Source organism: Bacillus sp. 103mf, assembly GCF_900116295.1.
GTDB classification, from domain to species: domain Bacteria; phylum Bacillota; class Bacilli; order Bacillales; family Bacillaceae_G; genus Bacillus_A; species Bacillus_A bruguierae.
Genome location: NZ_FPAF01000011.1, coordinates 95,171 through 112,260, shown reverse-complemented (window position 1 = coordinate 112,260; position 17,090 = coordinate 95,171). Strand labels below are relative to the sequence as shown.

Sequence of the window (17,090 nt, the reverse complement as noted above, 5' to 3'; positions counted from 1 at the left end):
AGGTTTTGACCTCTGTTAACTTGTTTGAATGCAATTTACTGTAACATTACTATCATTTGGTACTTCGTACATTCAAATCCTTTTTCGCTATTAAACCATTTTACTGTCCTGATTGTTTTCATATAAACAACCTTTAAAATGTTACTAAAGGTGTGTCTCTTATTTATATAAACCAAGCAAATATAAGCATATATTTAAATTTGTTATCGTTTTTACGTTAAAATGGAAGATAAGAACAGTAAATGTTCATTATCGTTTTTGAAACCTCAAAACAACGAAAGCCCTACCTCTCTTTCGTCCTTACGGCTCCGATGACCGTGCCAGTATGAATCGGGATATCCAAAAACAATGCTTGGATAAATGAACCTCATCGTATACTTAGAAGTATGAGAATAAAAAGTGGTGAGAATAATTCATTTAGAGGAAAAAGAATTTTTTCTTAGAGGATAATGTTCCTATAATCAAACCGTATTTGTAATCATATCATATTGAGGTACATAAAGCAAAAAAACAAAATAGATGTTAGGCTATTTTGTCGTTTTAGGTATCTTATATAATTTAAAATCAAGTTCAAACCGGTTTTAAAAGGATTTCTTTACCTAGCCGACTTTCGTATTTAACAAATCAATTGCCTGATTTTCAGTAATTCCTTTAATTAAACTCAATTCACTAATTAAAATTTTCTGTGCGTTGTCTAACATTTGTTTTTCACTTGTATTAAGCGCCCTTACTTTATTTCTGCGTATTAAGTCACGTACTACTTCAGCACCTTCTTGTATTTCACCCCTCTTCATTTTTTCCATGTTTTGAGTATATCTTTGCTTCCATGAGAGTGAGTTATCTGATTCGCCGTATTGAAAAATCAGTAGTACATTTTCTAACGTGAGCATATCGGCAATTAGTCGTATGCGTGATTGGATCATTTTTTTCATGGGGATCATTACTTCCATATTACTAATGGGGATTCTTATTACATAATATTTTTGTTTTTCGCCTAGAATTTCTTTTTCTTCTATACCTTCAATCACACCTGCTCCATGCATTGGATAAACAATTTTATCGCCAATTTGAAACAAATAATCCACCTCCATATGTGGTAACCTTCTTAATTCTATCACATATAAGATGATAAGTAAAATTTATTATAATATCACAAAATAATTATCAGAGTCAATAGGTTTAGTTTGTTTTTATATGTTTTTTTTGATGAAAGAAAATTACTGCTACATACATTCGTAGAAGCACTGGTAAACCTAACGAATTATGAAATTGATATACGTGAGCAAAATATGATTCATTCAATGGTAAAGGTGGGGGTCTTACTGCCCGTAAAAGCCCGATTGGTTCAACTAACCATCAGTGGGGGATGAAGTTTTCCAAGATACAAAATTATTACACCACGCCACTGCCGTTAGCATTGTGGGACAATCATATCGAATTAAGAGTCATTTTAGCGAAGAGAAAGAGTAATTGTGTACATTCTTAAACAAGCGAAAGTGTACATATTTAGGTTAACATTTACAGGATAAAATTTACAATTTAAAAAGGAGGACAAGAGGGGGGAACTGACGATAGTTATTAAAAAAATGTATGAAAGCTATAATCTTTTCTAATAATGACAGGAAGTTATTTAGTAAAGAAGGAGAATGAATCTGTTTTTAAAAGTCAGAAATATAGAAATATTAAAAAACAAATTGATTTATATTCTATATCTGTACATTATCGTGGTAGTCGTAGTAAAAATAGAAACTTAAATATGAGGTTCGTATATTAAGAAAGCCTGCTAGAAATTTGTTTTTTTGTATGGTTCAAAATCAGGGGAAAAGACTGCAATTTATATGAGATTATATCAGTCAGAGCGTTTCGTTTGATAAATAAACACAAGGGAACAGGGGGAATGGAGATGGGATCTTGGATTCGCTTTTCCTTAAAAAATGTAGGTGTTGTTTTTCTTGCAATGATTTTTATCGTTGTTGGGGGAATATACTCTATTAAAACGATGAAAATGGAGCAGATGCCAAATGTTGATATTCCATATATAGTCATACAGGTTCCTTATATGGGTGCCACACCAGATCAAGGGTTAGAAGATATAGGGAGACCGTTAGAAACTGCACTCTCTAATATTCAAAAACTCGATAATTTATATATTGAATCCCACAGCAATAGCGTAGTTGCTATTTTAGGATTTGACATGGATCGGAAAATGGATGAGGCAGAGAAAGATGTAACAAATGCCGTTGCGTCTCTAAAATTACCGGACGGGGCAGGGAAGCCTGTCATTATAAAAGATAGTCCTTCACAGATGCCAGTATTTACTTTTGCCATTTCTTCAGATAATGCTAAGCAAGCTGATATTTCGCAATATGTGAACGGACGAATTAAAACGGCTTTGTCTACTGTTGAAAATATAGGTAAGGTGGATGTTTCCGGTGAAACGGAAAAACAGTTATCTATTAAACTTGATGCTGAAAAAATGAAAGAAAAAAATATTACTTATGACGTAGTGAAGCAGGCACTTTTAGCCCACAACTTTTCTTTTCCAGCGGGGCAGGTCAATTTAAATGAAAAAACGTTAAATGTTCAAGCGGACTTCAAACTGAAATCACTTACTGACGTAAAAAATGTGGAAATGATGGTGCCAGGTCCTACAGAAGTACGAACAGTAAAACTATCAGATGTGGCAACTGTGGAGTATGGAAGTAAGACAGAAACGATATATACAAGATTGAAGGATACACCTGCTGTTCTTGTATCAGTTAAAGCGCAGCCAGGAGCGAACGCGGTTGAGGTTGTAAAGCAAATCAATCAAAAGTTATCCGATTTACAACTGCCAGATGGATATAAATTGACTAAGCTGTATGATAGCTCGAAACAGGTGGAAAAATCGGTTAACAGCATGCTTAAGGAAGTGTTGCTTGGAACGTTATTTGCTGTCATCGTAACATTTGTATTTTTGCGTAATGTGAGAGCTACGATTGTGGCGGTATTATCGATTCCACTTTCTGTGTTAGCGGCTATGATTACAATGAAGTATTTACAATACAGTTTGAATATGATGACGCTGGCAGGTATTGCGGTAGCAGTTGGTCGGGTAATTGATGATTCTATCGTAGTGATTGAAAACATTTACCGAAGAACGTTAAATAGTAAACAGCGTGATGAAAGCATGGTTCTTGAGGCTGCTAAGGAAGTTGGCGGCGCGGTTACATCTTCAACAATCACAACTATGGCGGTATTTGGTCCGCTTTCGTTCGTACCAGGAATTATTGGGAAGTTCTTCGCACCTTTTGGCATTACAATTATTGTGGCACTTGCATTCTCGTTATTTGTTTCATTAACAGTTGTACCACTTCTTGCTAAATTGTTTTTATTGCGTTTGGAACATAAGGAACCACAAGAAACAATGTTACAGAGAACATATCAACGTATGCTGAGCTGGGCGATGCAGAAAAAGGTCATAACGCTTATTTTGGCTTTCGTTGTATTTTCTTCATCTTTATTACTTGTGCCGATGATTCCAAAAAACTTTCTACCTGAAGAAAAGGCGGTCTCATATAATTTAACAACAGATTTGCCTGTTGGAACTTCACTTGATAAAGCGAACAGTGTGGCGAAGGATATGGAAAGTATTCTTAGTAAACAAGTGAGTGTAAAAAGTTATCAAACGATCGTTTCAGGAGAAAGGGTTCGTTTATCTATTGACCTGAAGGATAACATGACAAAAGAAGAAGTAACAACTTTTGAAAAAGACGTAAAAGAAAAGATGAAAAATGTGGGGACGGATATTGAAACAACTTTGACACCAATCAGTATAACAGGAGGACAATTTGCTCTTATTGTGGATGGGGGGAATGCTAGAGACCTGGAGAATGCCGGTAATAAAATTGTAGAGAAGATAAGGGATATAAAAGGTTTATCCAATGTGAAAACAAACTTATCCGCAGTAAAACCGCAACTTAATCTAGCAATTAATGAAGAAAAAGCAGCAGAAAAAGGTCTGAATCCGATGATGGTTGCCGCTTTTGTAAGAGGAATTATCTCTGGTGAAAATATTACAGCAGTACAATTAGATGGAAAAACGACTTCTGTGAATGTAGGTTTAAAAAGCGATAATCTTACGTCTATTGAAAGTATTACAAGTCAAAAGATTACGAGCCCTCTTGGTCAGCAGGTAAAGTTGTCGGATGTAGCGACACTTTCTGAAGAGCCTGGGCCTTCTGCGTTGTACCGTTTGAATCAACAAGAGTATGTACAAGTAAGCGCAAGATTTACGACAGATAACGTTTCTGGCGTTCAAGCAGAGGTAGACAAACGTTTAAAGGATCTAGATTTACCAAAAGGAGTAAAATACCGCTCGGAGGGACAGTCGCAAGCTATGAATGAAGGCTTTCAAAATATGATTGTTGCTATGGGGATCGCGGTTGTTCTTGTCTTCATGGTTATGCTAGTGACATTTGGGAATGTAATAGCTCCAATTGCAATCTTATTTTCCCTGCCATTCCTTTTTACAGGTGGTTTGCTTGGATTATATATGACTAACGAACCTTTAGGTATGCCTGCGCTTGTTGGGTTCCTCATGTTGATTGGAATTGTTGTTACGAATGCCATCGTGTTGATGGATCGCGTTATGCAAAATGAAAAGCAAGGAATGCCTATAAAGGAAGCTGTATTAGAAGCAGGGGCAACAAGGCTCCGTCCGATTTTAATGACGGCCCTTGCTACAATTGGAGCACTCATGCCGCTAGCGTTATTTACTGATGGAGGACTCATTTCTCGATCCCTTGCCATTGTGGTTATTTCGGGTTTATTAACATCTACGCTTTTAACGTTAATTATTGTACCGACTACTTATTATGTGATGGATATGATAAAGCGGAAATTCACAAAGAAAAAGGCGGTTTTGGAGGTAGAAGAGACAGCGTAAAGAAATAGGGGAATGGAAAACTTTTTTCCATTCCCCTCACTTTGTTGAAAAAAGATTATGTCAAAGAAAATGCCAATTTTTTTGGCATTTTTTGATTTCTATTTGTTTTATAAAGTAGTTTATTCTATTCGTTTTCTTATAGTTATACGATCTCTGTTCACTCGTTTATACGCAATTCATAATATTATTACCATGGATGTTTTCGTATACTATATACATGTTGATTTAGCAACATATAATTCGCTGCTATGCAGAATACAACGTGATCTGCAGTCGCCTACTCTTTTTGTTTTAAACTTTGCATGTGGAAGAAATAGGCTATGACCGTTTCGATGCACGGCCAGATAGTCTCGTCCATCTTAAAAAGAATTTTTATTTGTATTTATATAATTTAAAAACAAAATGAGTGTATAATAGATTGAAATTCTCGTCAGTAAGAAGTTTACTACCTAGTGAGTGTAGGACGAATAGTTTGAAAAATGTATGAAAGAGGTTTTCATAGTATGGTGAAATGGAGTTATTTTGTTTTTATTAATATTTTTGCTTTTATAATGATGGGACTAGATAAAAGGAAAGCTAAGAAGAAGCAGTGGCGTACACCAGAGAGTACGTTATTTTTAATTGCAGCAGCAGGGGGAGGAATTGGAGCTTGGATTGGAATGTATATATTTCATCATAAGACACACAAAAATAAGTTTGTGTTTGGTATTCCATTACTTGCTGCTTTGGGAGTATATGTGTGGATTTAAAATAAAGTTTGACCGTATTGAAAAAAGATGAACTGAAATCCTTACTTAATACAGAAAGGATTTCAGTTTTTTTATTGTTGATACAGTTAGCTTAGTTCAAGAAGGAGATACATTTAAATGTAGAAGTTAAGCAGGTTTTAAGTAATTCTTTATTCTCCAGAAATGTGTTTATTGAGTATAGATGTTTCTTGGGAAAAGTTGTTTGTTTAATCTTACGTATGGTATTTTATTCCTTCTTAGTTTGTGTTCTAATTAATACAAAGGGGGCAGGTAGATGGATAATGATATTAAACGATATTTAATATGCACTTTCATATTTACGTGGGGACTTTGGGGGATATTAATTAGCTTAATAAAATTGAACATTACTACATTTGGAACTCCATTAGCAATGATATTGTTTGTTTTCGGGGGGATCATGCCAGCGATCATTGAAATTAGTCTAAAGAAAAAATATGGATCGAAAGAAGAATTTAGAGTTTTTATCAAAAATATTGTTAATCCTAAATATCATTTTGCATGGTATATTTTGATTATTGTTCTAGCTTTTATTAGCTGTTATCTGCCAACGATATTTGATGGAGCAACGATGCAAAAGCCATTATACGTGGCTTTACTTAGTTTTCCGATAATGATCATTGGCGGCGGACTTGAGGAAATTGGCTGGAGAGGGTTCTTACAACCTGCCCTTCAGAAAAGGTTTTCGGCATTTTTTAGTACGGTGATTGTGAGCATAATATGGGCTGTTTGGCACCTGCCGTTATGGTTCATTCCAGGCACGAACCAATCTCAAAGGAACTTTATATCCTTTACAATTACGATAATCGCCGTATCCTTCTTACTAACTACAATTTATAATGCAACTAAAAGTATTTTTATGTGTCTCATTCTTCATGCGCTTCTTAATTCTTTTTGGAGCGTATACGTGCCAAATGATAAGATTTTACCAGCCTTTGCAACTCTTATTTTTGGAATTTTCGTTTTTATTTTGTATAAATTGGTAATAAAAAGAAATAGTCCTTTTTATAAGAGTCATTCAATTTAACGCAAGAAGAGCATGTTTTATTTAATCTTTTTAAAACATGCTCTTTTCTTTTGAATATTATAAAGAGTTTATGTAGCGGAAAATTGTAAAGTAATAAAAGGACATTTTATAATGAAGAAAAAAGAAAAGAGGAGAGTTAAATGGAAGCGCAAAAAAAAGGGATGATATATGCGACAAGTGCATATATGATGTGGGGAATCCTGCCGCTTTATTGGAAATTAATAGACGACGTTCCTGCAGAAGAAATTTTAGCTCATCGCATTGTTTGGGCATTCGTTTTTATGTTATTCGTTTTATTTATTTGCAAACGTTTTGGCCAATTTACGAACGAGTTTGTACAGCTTTTTAAACGTCCTAAATTATTCATGTCATTAACTATTGCTTCTATATTAATTAGCGGGAACTGGTTTGTGTACATATGGGCCGTTAATCATAATCATGTTATTGAAGCGAGTCTAGGTTACTATATTAATCCGCTTGTTAGTATTTTACTTGGCACGCTTGTTTTAAAAGAAAAACTCAACTTTTGGCAATACATTGCTGTGGGGTTAGCTGCATTTGGAGTTGCAATTTTAACCGTTCGCTATGGATCGATTCCATGGATTGCCATTTCGTTAGCATGTACGTTTGGTTTATATGGTTTATCAAAGAAATTATTAGATTATGATTCAATGATTGGGCTGACAATGGAAACGATGCTTGTAACACCGATAGCTTTCGTATATTTAGGAATATTAGGTGCCGAGGGGATGCGTTCATTTGGAGTGGTTTCGCTTACATCGACATTACTTCTAGTAGGGGCTGGTATTGTTACTGCACTGCCGCTTTTATATTTTGCAAAAGGTACAAAGCTTATTCCATTATCAATGGTCGGATTTTTACAGTATATTGCACCAACAATTAGTCTTATATTAGGAATTTTCGTCTTCCATGAACATTTTACTACTGTACACATGACGGCATTTTTCTTTATTTGGATTGCGTTATTTATCTTTTCGATAGCAAAAACAAAATTTATGTTAAATAAGCAGCCGAAATTTATAAAAAATAAATCTGCAAAAGTTTCGTAAAACGGCATAGTATTATGTATGCCGTTTTCTTTATAATGAAAGTAAAGATATTCCATTATAAGCGGTGAGGTGTGAATTATGGAAACAATTTTACATAACAACCCATTAATGTCTGCGGTCATTGCATGGTTTTTAGCGCAACTTATAAAAGTTATCATCACCTTAGTAAAAAAGAGAGAATTTGACTTTGCGCAGTTTTTTGCTTCTGGCGGAATGCCGAGTTCTCATTCTTCCACCGTCACAGCATTAGCAATAGCAATCGGAATTGAAGAAGGAATGACGAGTTCAATTTTTGCTATTGCGACGATTTTTGCGATTATTGTCATGTACGATGCATCCGGAGTGAGACTTGCCGTTAGTAAACAAGCGAAAATTTTAAATGATTTTTTCCATGGAAGACAAACGGAGTATAAAAAATTGAATGAGCTTGTTGGTCATACACCATATCAAGTCGTGATCGGGGCGCTTTTAGGAATTGTTGTTGCGATTTGTTATTGTTCGTAAGCAAAGGAAGGAATGAATCTTACTTTGCTTTTTGTTGTACACATATTTACGTATGTTTTTGAATATCGTATATGGATTCAGTGAAGAAGGGGGGATATCTATATGCTATTGTATGACAAAGTAAAAAACGAAATGGAGCGACAAGTTACAGCGTTACGTACGCTGCAGCAAAGAGATGGAACATGGCGTTTTTGTTTTGAAGGATCCCCGCTTACGGATTGCACGATGATTTTCTTGTTACGTATGTTAAGAAAAGAAAAAGAAATAGAGCCATTTGTAGCAAGGCTTACTTCTTTGCAAGCAAATGAAGGAATATGGAAGTTGTATGAAGATGAGCCAAATGGGAATCTTTCGGCTACCATTCAAGTTTATGCTGCATTGTTAGCTTCTTTGCAATATAAGAAAGAAGACAGAATTATGCGCCGTGCAGAACAATTTATTCGCGAACAAGGTGGAATTACAAATGCTCATTTTATGACGAAGTTTATGTTAGCATTGCATGGACAATGCAATTATCCTCCATTTTTTCATTTTCCTATGCCTTTTTTCTTTCTACCGGATCAATCCCCGTTTAGTATGTATGAGGTGAGTAATACTGCTCGTATCCATTTCGTGCCTACGATTATTTGTTTGAATAAGAAATTTGTAGTAGATGAAATTGATATTCCTGATTTGAATCATATAGTGAGTGCAAATAAATCAAATTGGTTTCATTCTAAACGCTCTTCAGTTTGGCAAACAATTTTATCGGAAGGAAAAAAGTTGATTTCGTATCCATATACACTTCATCATAAAGGATATAAAGCAGCGGAACGTTTTATGCTAGAACGAATAGAAGGAAATGGAACACTTTACACTTATGCAAGCGCTACTTTTTATATGATTTACGCCCTCCTTGCCCTCGATCATTCTATACATTCTCCTATTATTGAGAAAGCTGTATCAGGGTTACGGTCGTACATATGGAATACAAAGAATGGTGCTCATTTACAAAACTCACCTTCAACAGTATGGGATACTGCTCTTTTAAGTTACGCTTTGCAAGAAGCAAATGTGTCAGAAGATGATGCGATGATTGAACGAGCAAATCGTTTTTTATTAAAGAAACAGCATACTTCTTATGGGGATTGGCATGTTCATGCACCTGCTTTACCTCCTGGTGGATGGGGATTTACCGAAACGAATACCATTGTACCAGATTGTGATGATACAACAGCAGCGCTGCGTTCACTTACTTCTATGGCGAAGAAAGATAAGAAAGTAAAACGAGCTTGGGATAAAGGGATACATTGGATTCTTGGAATGCAAAACAAAGATGGAGGCTGGGGAGCATTTGAGAAGAATGTTGATAAGCATATGTTTCTGCATATTCCTCTCGATAGTGCAGAAGATATAATTCTCGATCCGTCTACACCAGATATAACAGGAAGGGTGCTCGAATTTTTTGGAACGCATGCATCGAATGAAATAAACAGTTATGATTTACAACGCGGGGTGCAATGGCTTCTACGTAATCAAGAACAAAATGGTTCTTGGTATGGAAAATGGGGAGTTTGTTACATATATGGCACATGGGCTGCTGTAACAGGCCTGCGGGCAAATGATTTGCCAAAGAATCATCCTGCAATAGAAAAAGCAGTACGGTGGTTAGAAATGATTCAACATCGCGATGGAGGGTGGGGAGAATCGTGTAGAAGCAGTAAGGAGAAACGGTTTATTTCCATGTCTTTTAGTACACCTTCTCAAACTGCATGGGCTCTAGATGCACTTATTACTGTGCATGATACAGAGACAGCAAGCATTCAAAACGGAATCAATTATTTGTTAGAGCATTCTTTTCATAATATTGAATACCCGACTGGAACAGGACTTCCAGGAGAGTTTTATATTCGTTATCATAGTTATCATCGTTTATTTCCTTTACTCACCTTGGCACATTATGTAAAAAAATACAAAAAATAAACCGAGACATATTCTCGGTTTATTTTTTGTTTCGTTGCTGTTTTTGACGTGCATCTGCAGCATCTGCACGCGCCTCTGCTTCTAAGTCATCTTGATCAGCAAGTTCTCGAGAAAATGCAACATCAATACCGTCAGATACGTTGTTTTGTTGTACATTCTTTTTCTTCATTTTACACAATCTCCTTGTGTTATGTTAAGTTGCAATTATAGTGTGACACAAATAGACTTTTTTATACAAAAAGGAAAATGACATACATAAGACGAAATATATAGAATATATATTGGAAAGTGGGGAGAAAAAATGAACTTTTTAGAGGGGAAAACAGCTGTTGTCACTGGTGCGGCGCAAGGAATTGGAAAAGAAATTGCGCGTGTATTTGGCGCTTTGGGAGCAAAAGTATTGCTAAGTGATATGAATCAAGAAGTTCTAAATAGTGCGACAACTCAATTGTTGCAGGAAGGATATGATGTAAGAGCGTATGTTTGTGATGTAAGCAGTCATACAGATGCAAAATCACTAATTGAGTATGCCATTCAAACATACGGTGCATTGCATATTTTAGTAAATAATGCAGGGATTACACGAGATGCAATGCTGCATAAAATGGAAAAAACAGCATGGGAACAAGTGCTGCAAGTAAATATAACAGGGGTATTTAACTGCATGCAACCCGCGCTTTTACATATGCGTAAACAACAATATGGACGCATTATTAATATTTCTTCGATTAGTTGGCAGGGAAATATCGGTCAAGCGAATTACGCTGCTGCGAAAGCAGGTGTAATTGGATTAACAAAAACAGCATCAAAAGAAGCAGCTGGATTTGGTGTTACATGTAATGCAATTTGTCCGGGATTTATGGATACTCATATGACGAAAGCTATACCGGACAAAGTAAAGGAAAAGATGATCGCCGCGATTCCAGCTGGGCGAATCGGAACGCCGCAAGATATTGCGAACGCAGCGGCCTTTCTAGCATCAGACTTTGCTTCTTATATTACTGGAGAAGTGTTAAATGTAAGCGGGGGATTACAAGTATAAAGTAAAACTTCCATCGGTGAACGGTTGATAGAAAACGCTCATCAATCTTATTAGATTTAGATAAGGAAAAAGTCTTGCCGATTGGCAAGACTTTTTTCTAGTTTAAGTTAATCCAAACACTTTTTACTTCTGTATAGTTATTTAACGCATAAGAACCCATTTCGCGTCCAAGACCCGATTGTTTATAACCTCCAAATGGAGAGGCTGCATCAAAGACGTTATAACAGTTTACCCATACCGTTCCAGCTCGTAATTTATTTGCAACATAATGGGCATTTTTCATGTTCTCTGTCCACAAACCAGCTGCTAATCCATATGCTGATTTGTTAGCACGTTCAATCACTTCATCAATGTCATCGAATGGCATTGCAGCAACGACAGGACCGAAAATCTCTTCTTTCGCAATCGTCATTTCATCTTGTACAGCTGCGAAAATTGTTGGGGAAACGTAATAACCATTTTCGAAAGGTTTCGTTCCGCCAACTAATATTTCTGCGCCTTCATTTTTTCCTTTTTCAATATAGCCCATCACTCGATTTTGTTGTTCTTCTGATACAAGGGGACCAATATTAGTTTGTGGATCCAATCCAGCACCCTGCGTTAAGCTTTTTGAATATAAGGCAAGATCTGCTACAACATTATCATACATTTTCTTTGGAATGAACAAGCGAGATCCAGCGCAGCATACTTGTCCTTGATTAAACATAACGCCTGAAAGTGCAGCTGGAATTGCACGAGACAAATCAGCATCAGGTAAAATAATATTTGGCGATTTGCCCCCAAGCTCTAATGTCACACGTTTTAAAGATTGAGATGCTTCTTTCATAATGTGTTTTCCAACTTCAGTGGAGCCTGTGAAAGCAATTTTATCAACGAGAGGGTGACTGACAAGAGCTTGACCAGCTGTTTCACCATATCCAGGTACAATGTTAATAACACCTTTCGGGAATCCAGCTTCTTCAATTAATTCAGCTAAATATAGCGCGGAAAGAGGTGTTTGTTCCGCTGGCTTTAATACAACGGTACATCCAGTTGCTAGTGCTGCTCCCAGTTTCCACATCGCCATTAAAAGAGGGAAGTTCCAAGGGATAATTTGACCAACAACACCAACTGGTTCATGGCGTGTATAGTTAAAATAATCTCCTGAAACAGGAATTGTTTGACCAACTAATTTTGTTGCCCATCCAGCGTAATAACGCATATGTTCAATTGCAAGAGGAAGATCTGCAGTCGTTGTTTCTTGAATTGGTTTTCCATTATCTAATGTTTCAAGCTGTGCAAGTTCGTCTTTATGTTTTTCCATTAAATCAGCAAGCTTGTACATGAGGCGGCTGCGATCGGCACCGCTCATACGAGACCATGGACCTTCATCAAATGCCAGGCGTGCTGCTATAACAGCTTTATGAATATCTTCACGGCTGCCTTCATATACAACTGCTAACGTATCACCAGTTGCTGGATTTGGTGTTTTAAATGTTTTTCCAGAAGCGCTTTCGATAAAGTCTCCGTTTACATATAACTTTTTTGTTCCTTGTAAAAATTTCTCTACTTTTTCATGAAGGTTCACAGCTAGTTGACTCATTGTATAACCCCCTTAAAAATATATAATGTAAACGCAGCAAAATACTGCGTTTATTCCAAATAAAAGAGGAGGTGTTAGATAAACTAGGTGAATGACATCTAATTTCAATCGTAACTTAAAGAATCAGAAATTTCAATCTTTATTTATGTTGTAATTGTTAAAAATATGTAATTTTTCAATGTAAGTCCAATGTTTTTTGTGAAATCTGTTCATTTTGCTTTTTTGTAGGAAAAACTATACAAAGAATGTTACAATAGTACATCGTGGAAGGAGGGAAAAGAAATGAATCGACATCATGATGATCCGCGTTTTCGCATTGCACATCGTGAAGCGTGGATTGGAATTGGACTTGCTGTTATCAACTTTCTGTTATGGTACGGTTTTGCATATGGATTAGGTAGTGGCAATCCAAAAGAGTATACATACATATTAGGATTTCCAGCCTGGTTCTTTTATAGTTGTATAGTGGGATTTGTTGTAATGGTTTTACTTATTGTCTTTGTTGTTCGTTTCGTATTTCAAGATGTTTCGTTTGACGAGGAAGAAAAGAGTGAGGAATGAAAATGAACTGGTATGTTATTATTCCAATGATGTTATCTTTTATTGTTGTATTTTTAATTGGTGTATACGCATCGAGACGTGTTCAAGCGACTGCGCATAACAAATTTTTGCAAGAGTATTTTCTTGGTGGACGCGAACTTGGTGGATTATTATTAGCAATGACAATGATTGCGACGTACGGAAGTGCGAGTAGCTTTATCGGTGGGCCTGGAATTGCTTATAACATTGGCCTTGGTTGGGTGCTATTGGCATCTATTCAAGTTGTAACGGGTTATATTGTATTAACTGTACTTGGAAAGAAATTTGCGATTATTGCAAGGGAAATGGAAGCTATTACGTTAATTGATTACTTGAAAGGAAGATATAATAGTAAAGTTGTTGTTATTTTATCGGCATTATGTATTATTGTTTTCTTGTTTTCAGCAACTGTTGCGCAGTGGGTTGGCGGCGGAAGATTAATTGAATCATTAACAGGTCTTTCTTATACAACGTCTTTATTTCTTTTTACGTTTTTTGTACTTGTTTATGTGTTAATTGGTGGCTTTCGTGCTGTTGCGCTTTCAGATACAATTCTCGGCCTTATTATGCTGCTTGGTACGACAATTATTTTAATTGGTACAATTGTTGCAGGCGGCGGTATTTCAAATATTATGCACGAGCTTGTACAGATTAATCCAAATCTTATTACGCCGTTTGGAGCAGATGGTAGTTTAACAAAAGTATATGTGTCATCATTTTGGATTTTAATTGGCGTTGGAGTAGTTGGCTTGCCGCAAATTAGCGTACGTGCTATGTCTTATAAAAATTCAAAAGCGATGCATCAAGCTTTAATTATCAGCACTGTAGTTGTTGGGACAATTATGATTGGTATGCATCTAACAGGTGTATTCGCTCGTGTCGTTTTGCCAGGAGTGAATGTACCAGATAAAGTAATGCCGTTGCTTGCGATGAAAGTATTGCCGCCTTGGCTAGCTGGTATTTTCTTAGCAGCTCCAATGGCAGCCATTATGTCGACAGTGAACTCATTGTTGTTACTTGTGAGTTCTTCTATTATTAAAGATATTTATGTAAATTATATAAACGAAAATGCTGCAGATCGAACAGTAAAAAGGGGAACGCTCTGGATTACAGCAATTGTTGGATTGCTTGTTTATGCTGCGGCGATTAAACCACCTGACTTTTTAATTTGGCTAAATCTATTTTCTTTTGGTGGTTTAGAAGCAGCATTTATTTGGCCGCTTGTACTTGGGTTATATTGGAGAAAAGGGAATGCTGCCGGGGCACTTGCTTCTATTATTGTTGGAGTAGGTTCTTATATGGGATTTCATTTGCTGCTTCCTAATGCTTTTGGTGTTCATACGGTCGTATTTCCAGTCTGTTTAGCGCTTATTGCTTATATTATAGGAAGCATGTTGTTTTCACGTAAGTTGCAACAAATTGGATAAAAAGAGAATATCATGAAACGTATGATAATTAGAAGAGGATACTATGTCAAATATGAGAGCATAGTTCCTCTTCTTTTTTGGTTTATCACCAAAAGACGGGGGTGACATTTAGATAGATGTACACTCTACTCCGAGTGGACGCTTTCCGCGGGCGAGAGGGAGCCTCCTCGGCAAGCCTGCGGGGTCTCACTTTCCTCGCTATTCCCGCAGGAGTCGCCACTCTCCGTTCCGTGTATTGAAAATGATTCACTTTTAAAAAATCAACCCCATGTTACGGTGATGAACCTCTTTTTTACGTTATTTACTATACATATATCGATTTCTGTTTTTTAACATATAAGTCGCTGTTATGTAGAATACAACATGACCGCTACTTGCTTTTTCCTTTTGTTTTAAACCTGGCATGTGGTAGAAAAAGGCCCTGACCGCTTCTATGTATGGCCAGATGCTCTCGCCCGCTTAAAAAGAAAGAGGTTTTTATGTCGATTTTTTAATTTTTATTTATGTGTATATTCAGAGTTAAAAAAGTGGTCTATAATGTATAAAATATTAAAGGAACGTATTGAGATCGATAGACAAAGCCTTTTTAACTAACGGGTGCCTTCATTGAATGGATCTGTTAAAGATAAATATTGAAAATTGATATTTTATTATTATATATGATGAAATAAATTGATGATTCAGAAAATTTATAAGATACAGGTAAGAGGAGTTGGAAAATGAAATTTAATAAAAAGGTATCTGAAATAATAAATTCTGTAGAAAACTTAGATAATGGATTTGAAGATATAGTAGAATTATCCATGAAGTGTAAGTTTTCTAACTGCACTCATACAACCGAGCCTGGCTGTGCAGTTAAAAAAGCGATTTCTGAGGGCATTTTCTCAGAGGAAAGATTTAATAACTATTATAGAGTTACAAACGAAGCAGAATATGTTTCTCAGCAAAAGAATAAAACTAAGGCTATTGATTATATGAAACAATTGAAACTTTTTCAAAGGTCTTAGCTAAGTTTATTCATAATTTGTTTATAATTTTTTTCATATGAGATAAAAAACGCCTATATTTTACTTCTGTACACTTTTTTTATTCATATAGTAATAGCAATTGATAGGATGGAGTTGAATGCCTTGAAAAAAGTACTGTTTCTTGGAGATCCAGGTATTGATGATTCATTGGCAATTATATACGGTTTATTACATCCTGATATTGATATTGTTGGCATTGTAACAGGATATGGAAACGTTACACAAGAACAAGCGACGAATAATGCAGCATATTTATTGCAAATAGCTGGAAGAGAAGATATTCCCATTATTAATGGGGCAAAGATTCCTTTATCAGGAGAATTTATAACATATTATCCAGAAATACATGGACAAGAAGGATTAGGTCCTATTCGTCCACCTGAAACAATTAAGGCAAATGTGAAACCATTTTGTGAAATATTTGAGGTTATTAAAAGGTATAAAGGAGAGCTGATTATCGTTGATACAGGTCGTTCAACAAGTTTAGCAACGGCTTTTATTTTAGAGAAAGAATTGATGAAAAGTGTAGAAGAGTACTACATAATGGGCGGGGGATTTCTTGTTCCAGGTAATGTTACTCCTGTTGCAGAAGCAAATTTTCACGGAGATGCGATTGCTTCAAATTTAGTCATGCAATATGCTAAACATGTTACGTTAATCCCGCTAAATGTAACAAATGAAGCGATCATTACTCCTCATACTGTTACATCTATTGCAAAGAAGACAAAAACAAATTTTAGTGAATTGATTGAACCAATTTTTAATTATTATTACGTAGCCTATAAAAAATTAAATCCAAAAATAGGGGGAAGTCCGATTCACGATGTTTTAACAATGATGGCTGCTGTAAATCCTTCTTTGATGGAATATGTATATCGTCGTGTTCAAGTTGACGTAGATGGTCTTGCAAAAGGAGAAAGTATTGCTGATTTTAGACCGCAGCCAAGTGCAGAGGCGATGAAAAATTGGGTAAGAATTGGCTGGAAATTACACTACAAACAATTTCTTGGAGATTTCATTCGAATTATGACATAGACAATATGCAAGTTTACAAGTTACAATAGAGGCGATCTGTAAAAAGATCGCCTCTATTGTTTTGAATATGAATTTTATATAATAGATTAAAAGAGAAAATTTAGGAGAGGAATTCCATTTGAGAACAATTGGATTATGTG

At 35.8% G+C, this 17,090-nt stretch carries 14 protein-coding genes; 11 read left to right on the top strand and 3 right to left on the bottom strand.

The genetic code is table 11. The annotated features are described in order from the left end of the window. Positions 1-599 precede the first annotated feature (599 nt). The gene (locus BM350_RS19900) at positions 600-1,091 is read right to left on the bottom strand and encodes a CarD family transcriptional regulator (RefSeq protein ID WP_090913495.1); all 492 of its coding nucleotides are present in this window, start codon (positions 1,089-1,091) and stop codon (positions 600-602) included. Positions 1,092-1,903: 812 nt separating this feature from the next. On the opposite strand from BM350_RS19900, the gene BM350_RS19890 reads away from it, so the two are divergent. The 6 genes from BM350_RS19890 to shc all read left to right on the top strand — a co-directional run bounded on the left by BM350_RS19890 (position 1,904) and on the right by shc (position 10,257). Continuing rightward, on the top strand, positions 1,904-4,927 hold the full coding sequence (locus BM350_RS19890; protein ID WP_090913497.1) for an efflux RND transporter permease subunit: 3,024 nt from the start codon (positions 1,904-1,906) through the stop codon (positions 4,925-4,927). A gap of 506 nt (positions 4,928-5,433) precedes the next feature. Continuing rightward, on the top strand, positions 5,434-5,676 hold the full coding sequence (locus tag BM350_RS19885) for a DUF1294 domain-containing protein (RefSeq protein WP_090913705.1): 243 nt from the start codon (positions 5,434-5,436) through the stop codon (positions 5,674-5,676). A gap of 274 nt (positions 5,677-5,950) precedes the next feature. Further along, positions 5,951-6,721, top strand: coding sequence for a CPBP family intramembrane glutamic endopeptidase (locus BM350_RS19880; protein ID WP_090913499.1), 771 nt, complete (start codon positions 5,951-5,953; stop codon positions 6,719-6,721). Positions 6,722-6,861: 140 nt separating this feature from the next. Continuing rightward, positions 6,862-7,791: an EamA family transporter RarD gene (gene rarD / locus BM350_RS19875; protein WP_090913501.1), complete on the top strand. Its 930-nt coding sequence runs from the start codon at positions 6,862-6,864 to the stop codon at positions 7,789-7,791. Between the two features lie 78 nt (positions 7,792-7,869). Next, on the top strand, positions 7,870-8,295 hold the full coding sequence (locus BM350_RS19870; RefSeq protein ID WP_090913503.1) for a divergent PAP2 family protein: 426 nt from the start codon (positions 7,870-7,872) through the stop codon (positions 8,293-8,295). Positions 8,296-8,397: 102 nt separating this feature from the next. Beyond that, on the top strand, positions 8,398-10,257 hold the full coding sequence (gene shc / locus BM350_RS19865) for a squalene--hopene cyclase (RefSeq protein WP_090913505.1): 1,860 nt from the start codon (positions 8,398-8,400) through the stop codon (positions 10,255-10,257). 19 nt (positions 10,258-10,276) lie between these two features. Here the strand turns inward: shc and BM350_RS19860 are convergent, their stop codons facing one another. Then, complete coding sequence (locus BM350_RS19860) at positions 10,277-10,435, bottom strand: YfhD family protein (protein WP_302847794.1); 159 nt, start codon at positions 10,433-10,435, stop codon at positions 10,277-10,279. A 123-nt stretch (positions 10,436-10,558) separates the two neighbouring features. Between BM350_RS19860 and fabG the strand changes: the two genes are divergently transcribed. Continuing rightward, positions 10,559-11,299: a 3-oxoacyl-ACP reductase FabG gene (gene fabG / locus BM350_RS19855; RefSeq protein ID WP_090913509.1), complete on the top strand. Its 741-nt coding sequence runs from the start codon at positions 10,559-10,561 to the stop codon at positions 11,297-11,299. A gap of 97 nt (positions 11,300-11,396) precedes the next feature. On the opposite strand, the gene BM350_RS19850 is transcribed toward fabG, so the two are convergent. Beyond that, positions 11,397-12,881, bottom strand: a complete 1,485-nt coding sequence (locus tag BM350_RS19850; RefSeq protein WP_090913510.1) for an aldehyde dehydrogenase family protein — start codon at positions 12,879-12,881, stop codon at positions 11,397-11,399. 282 nt (positions 12,882-13,163) lie between these two features. Here BM350_RS19850 and BM350_RS19845 point away from each other — a divergent pair, with 282 nt between their 5' ends. The 4 genes from BM350_RS19845 to BM350_RS19830 all read left to right on the top strand — a co-directional run bounded on the left by BM350_RS19845 (position 13,164) and on the right by BM350_RS19830 (position 16,950). Next, positions 13,164-13,442 carry a YhdT family protein gene (locus BM350_RS19845; protein ID WP_090913512.1) on the top strand — a complete coding sequence of 93 codons (279 nt, stop codon included), beginning with the start codon at positions 13,164-13,166 and terminating at the stop codon, positions 13,440-13,442. A gap of 2 nt (positions 13,443-13,444) precedes the next feature. After that, on the top strand, positions 13,445-14,887 hold the full coding sequence (gene panF / locus BM350_RS19840) for a sodium/pantothenate symporter (protein WP_090913707.1): 1,443 nt from the start codon (positions 13,445-13,447) through the stop codon (positions 14,885-14,887). Between the two features lie 719 nt (positions 14,888-15,606). Continuing rightward, positions 15,607-15,894: a hypothetical protein gene (locus BM350_RS19835; RefSeq protein WP_090913514.1), complete on the top strand. Its 288-nt coding sequence runs from the start codon at positions 15,607-15,609 to the stop codon at positions 15,892-15,894. Between the two features lie 108 nt (positions 15,895-16,002). Then, positions 16,003-16,950, top strand: coding sequence for a nucleoside hydrolase (locus tag BM350_RS19830; protein ID WP_090913516.1), 948 nt, complete (start codon positions 16,003-16,005; stop codon positions 16,948-16,950). Positions 16,951-17,090 lie beyond the last annotated feature (140 nt).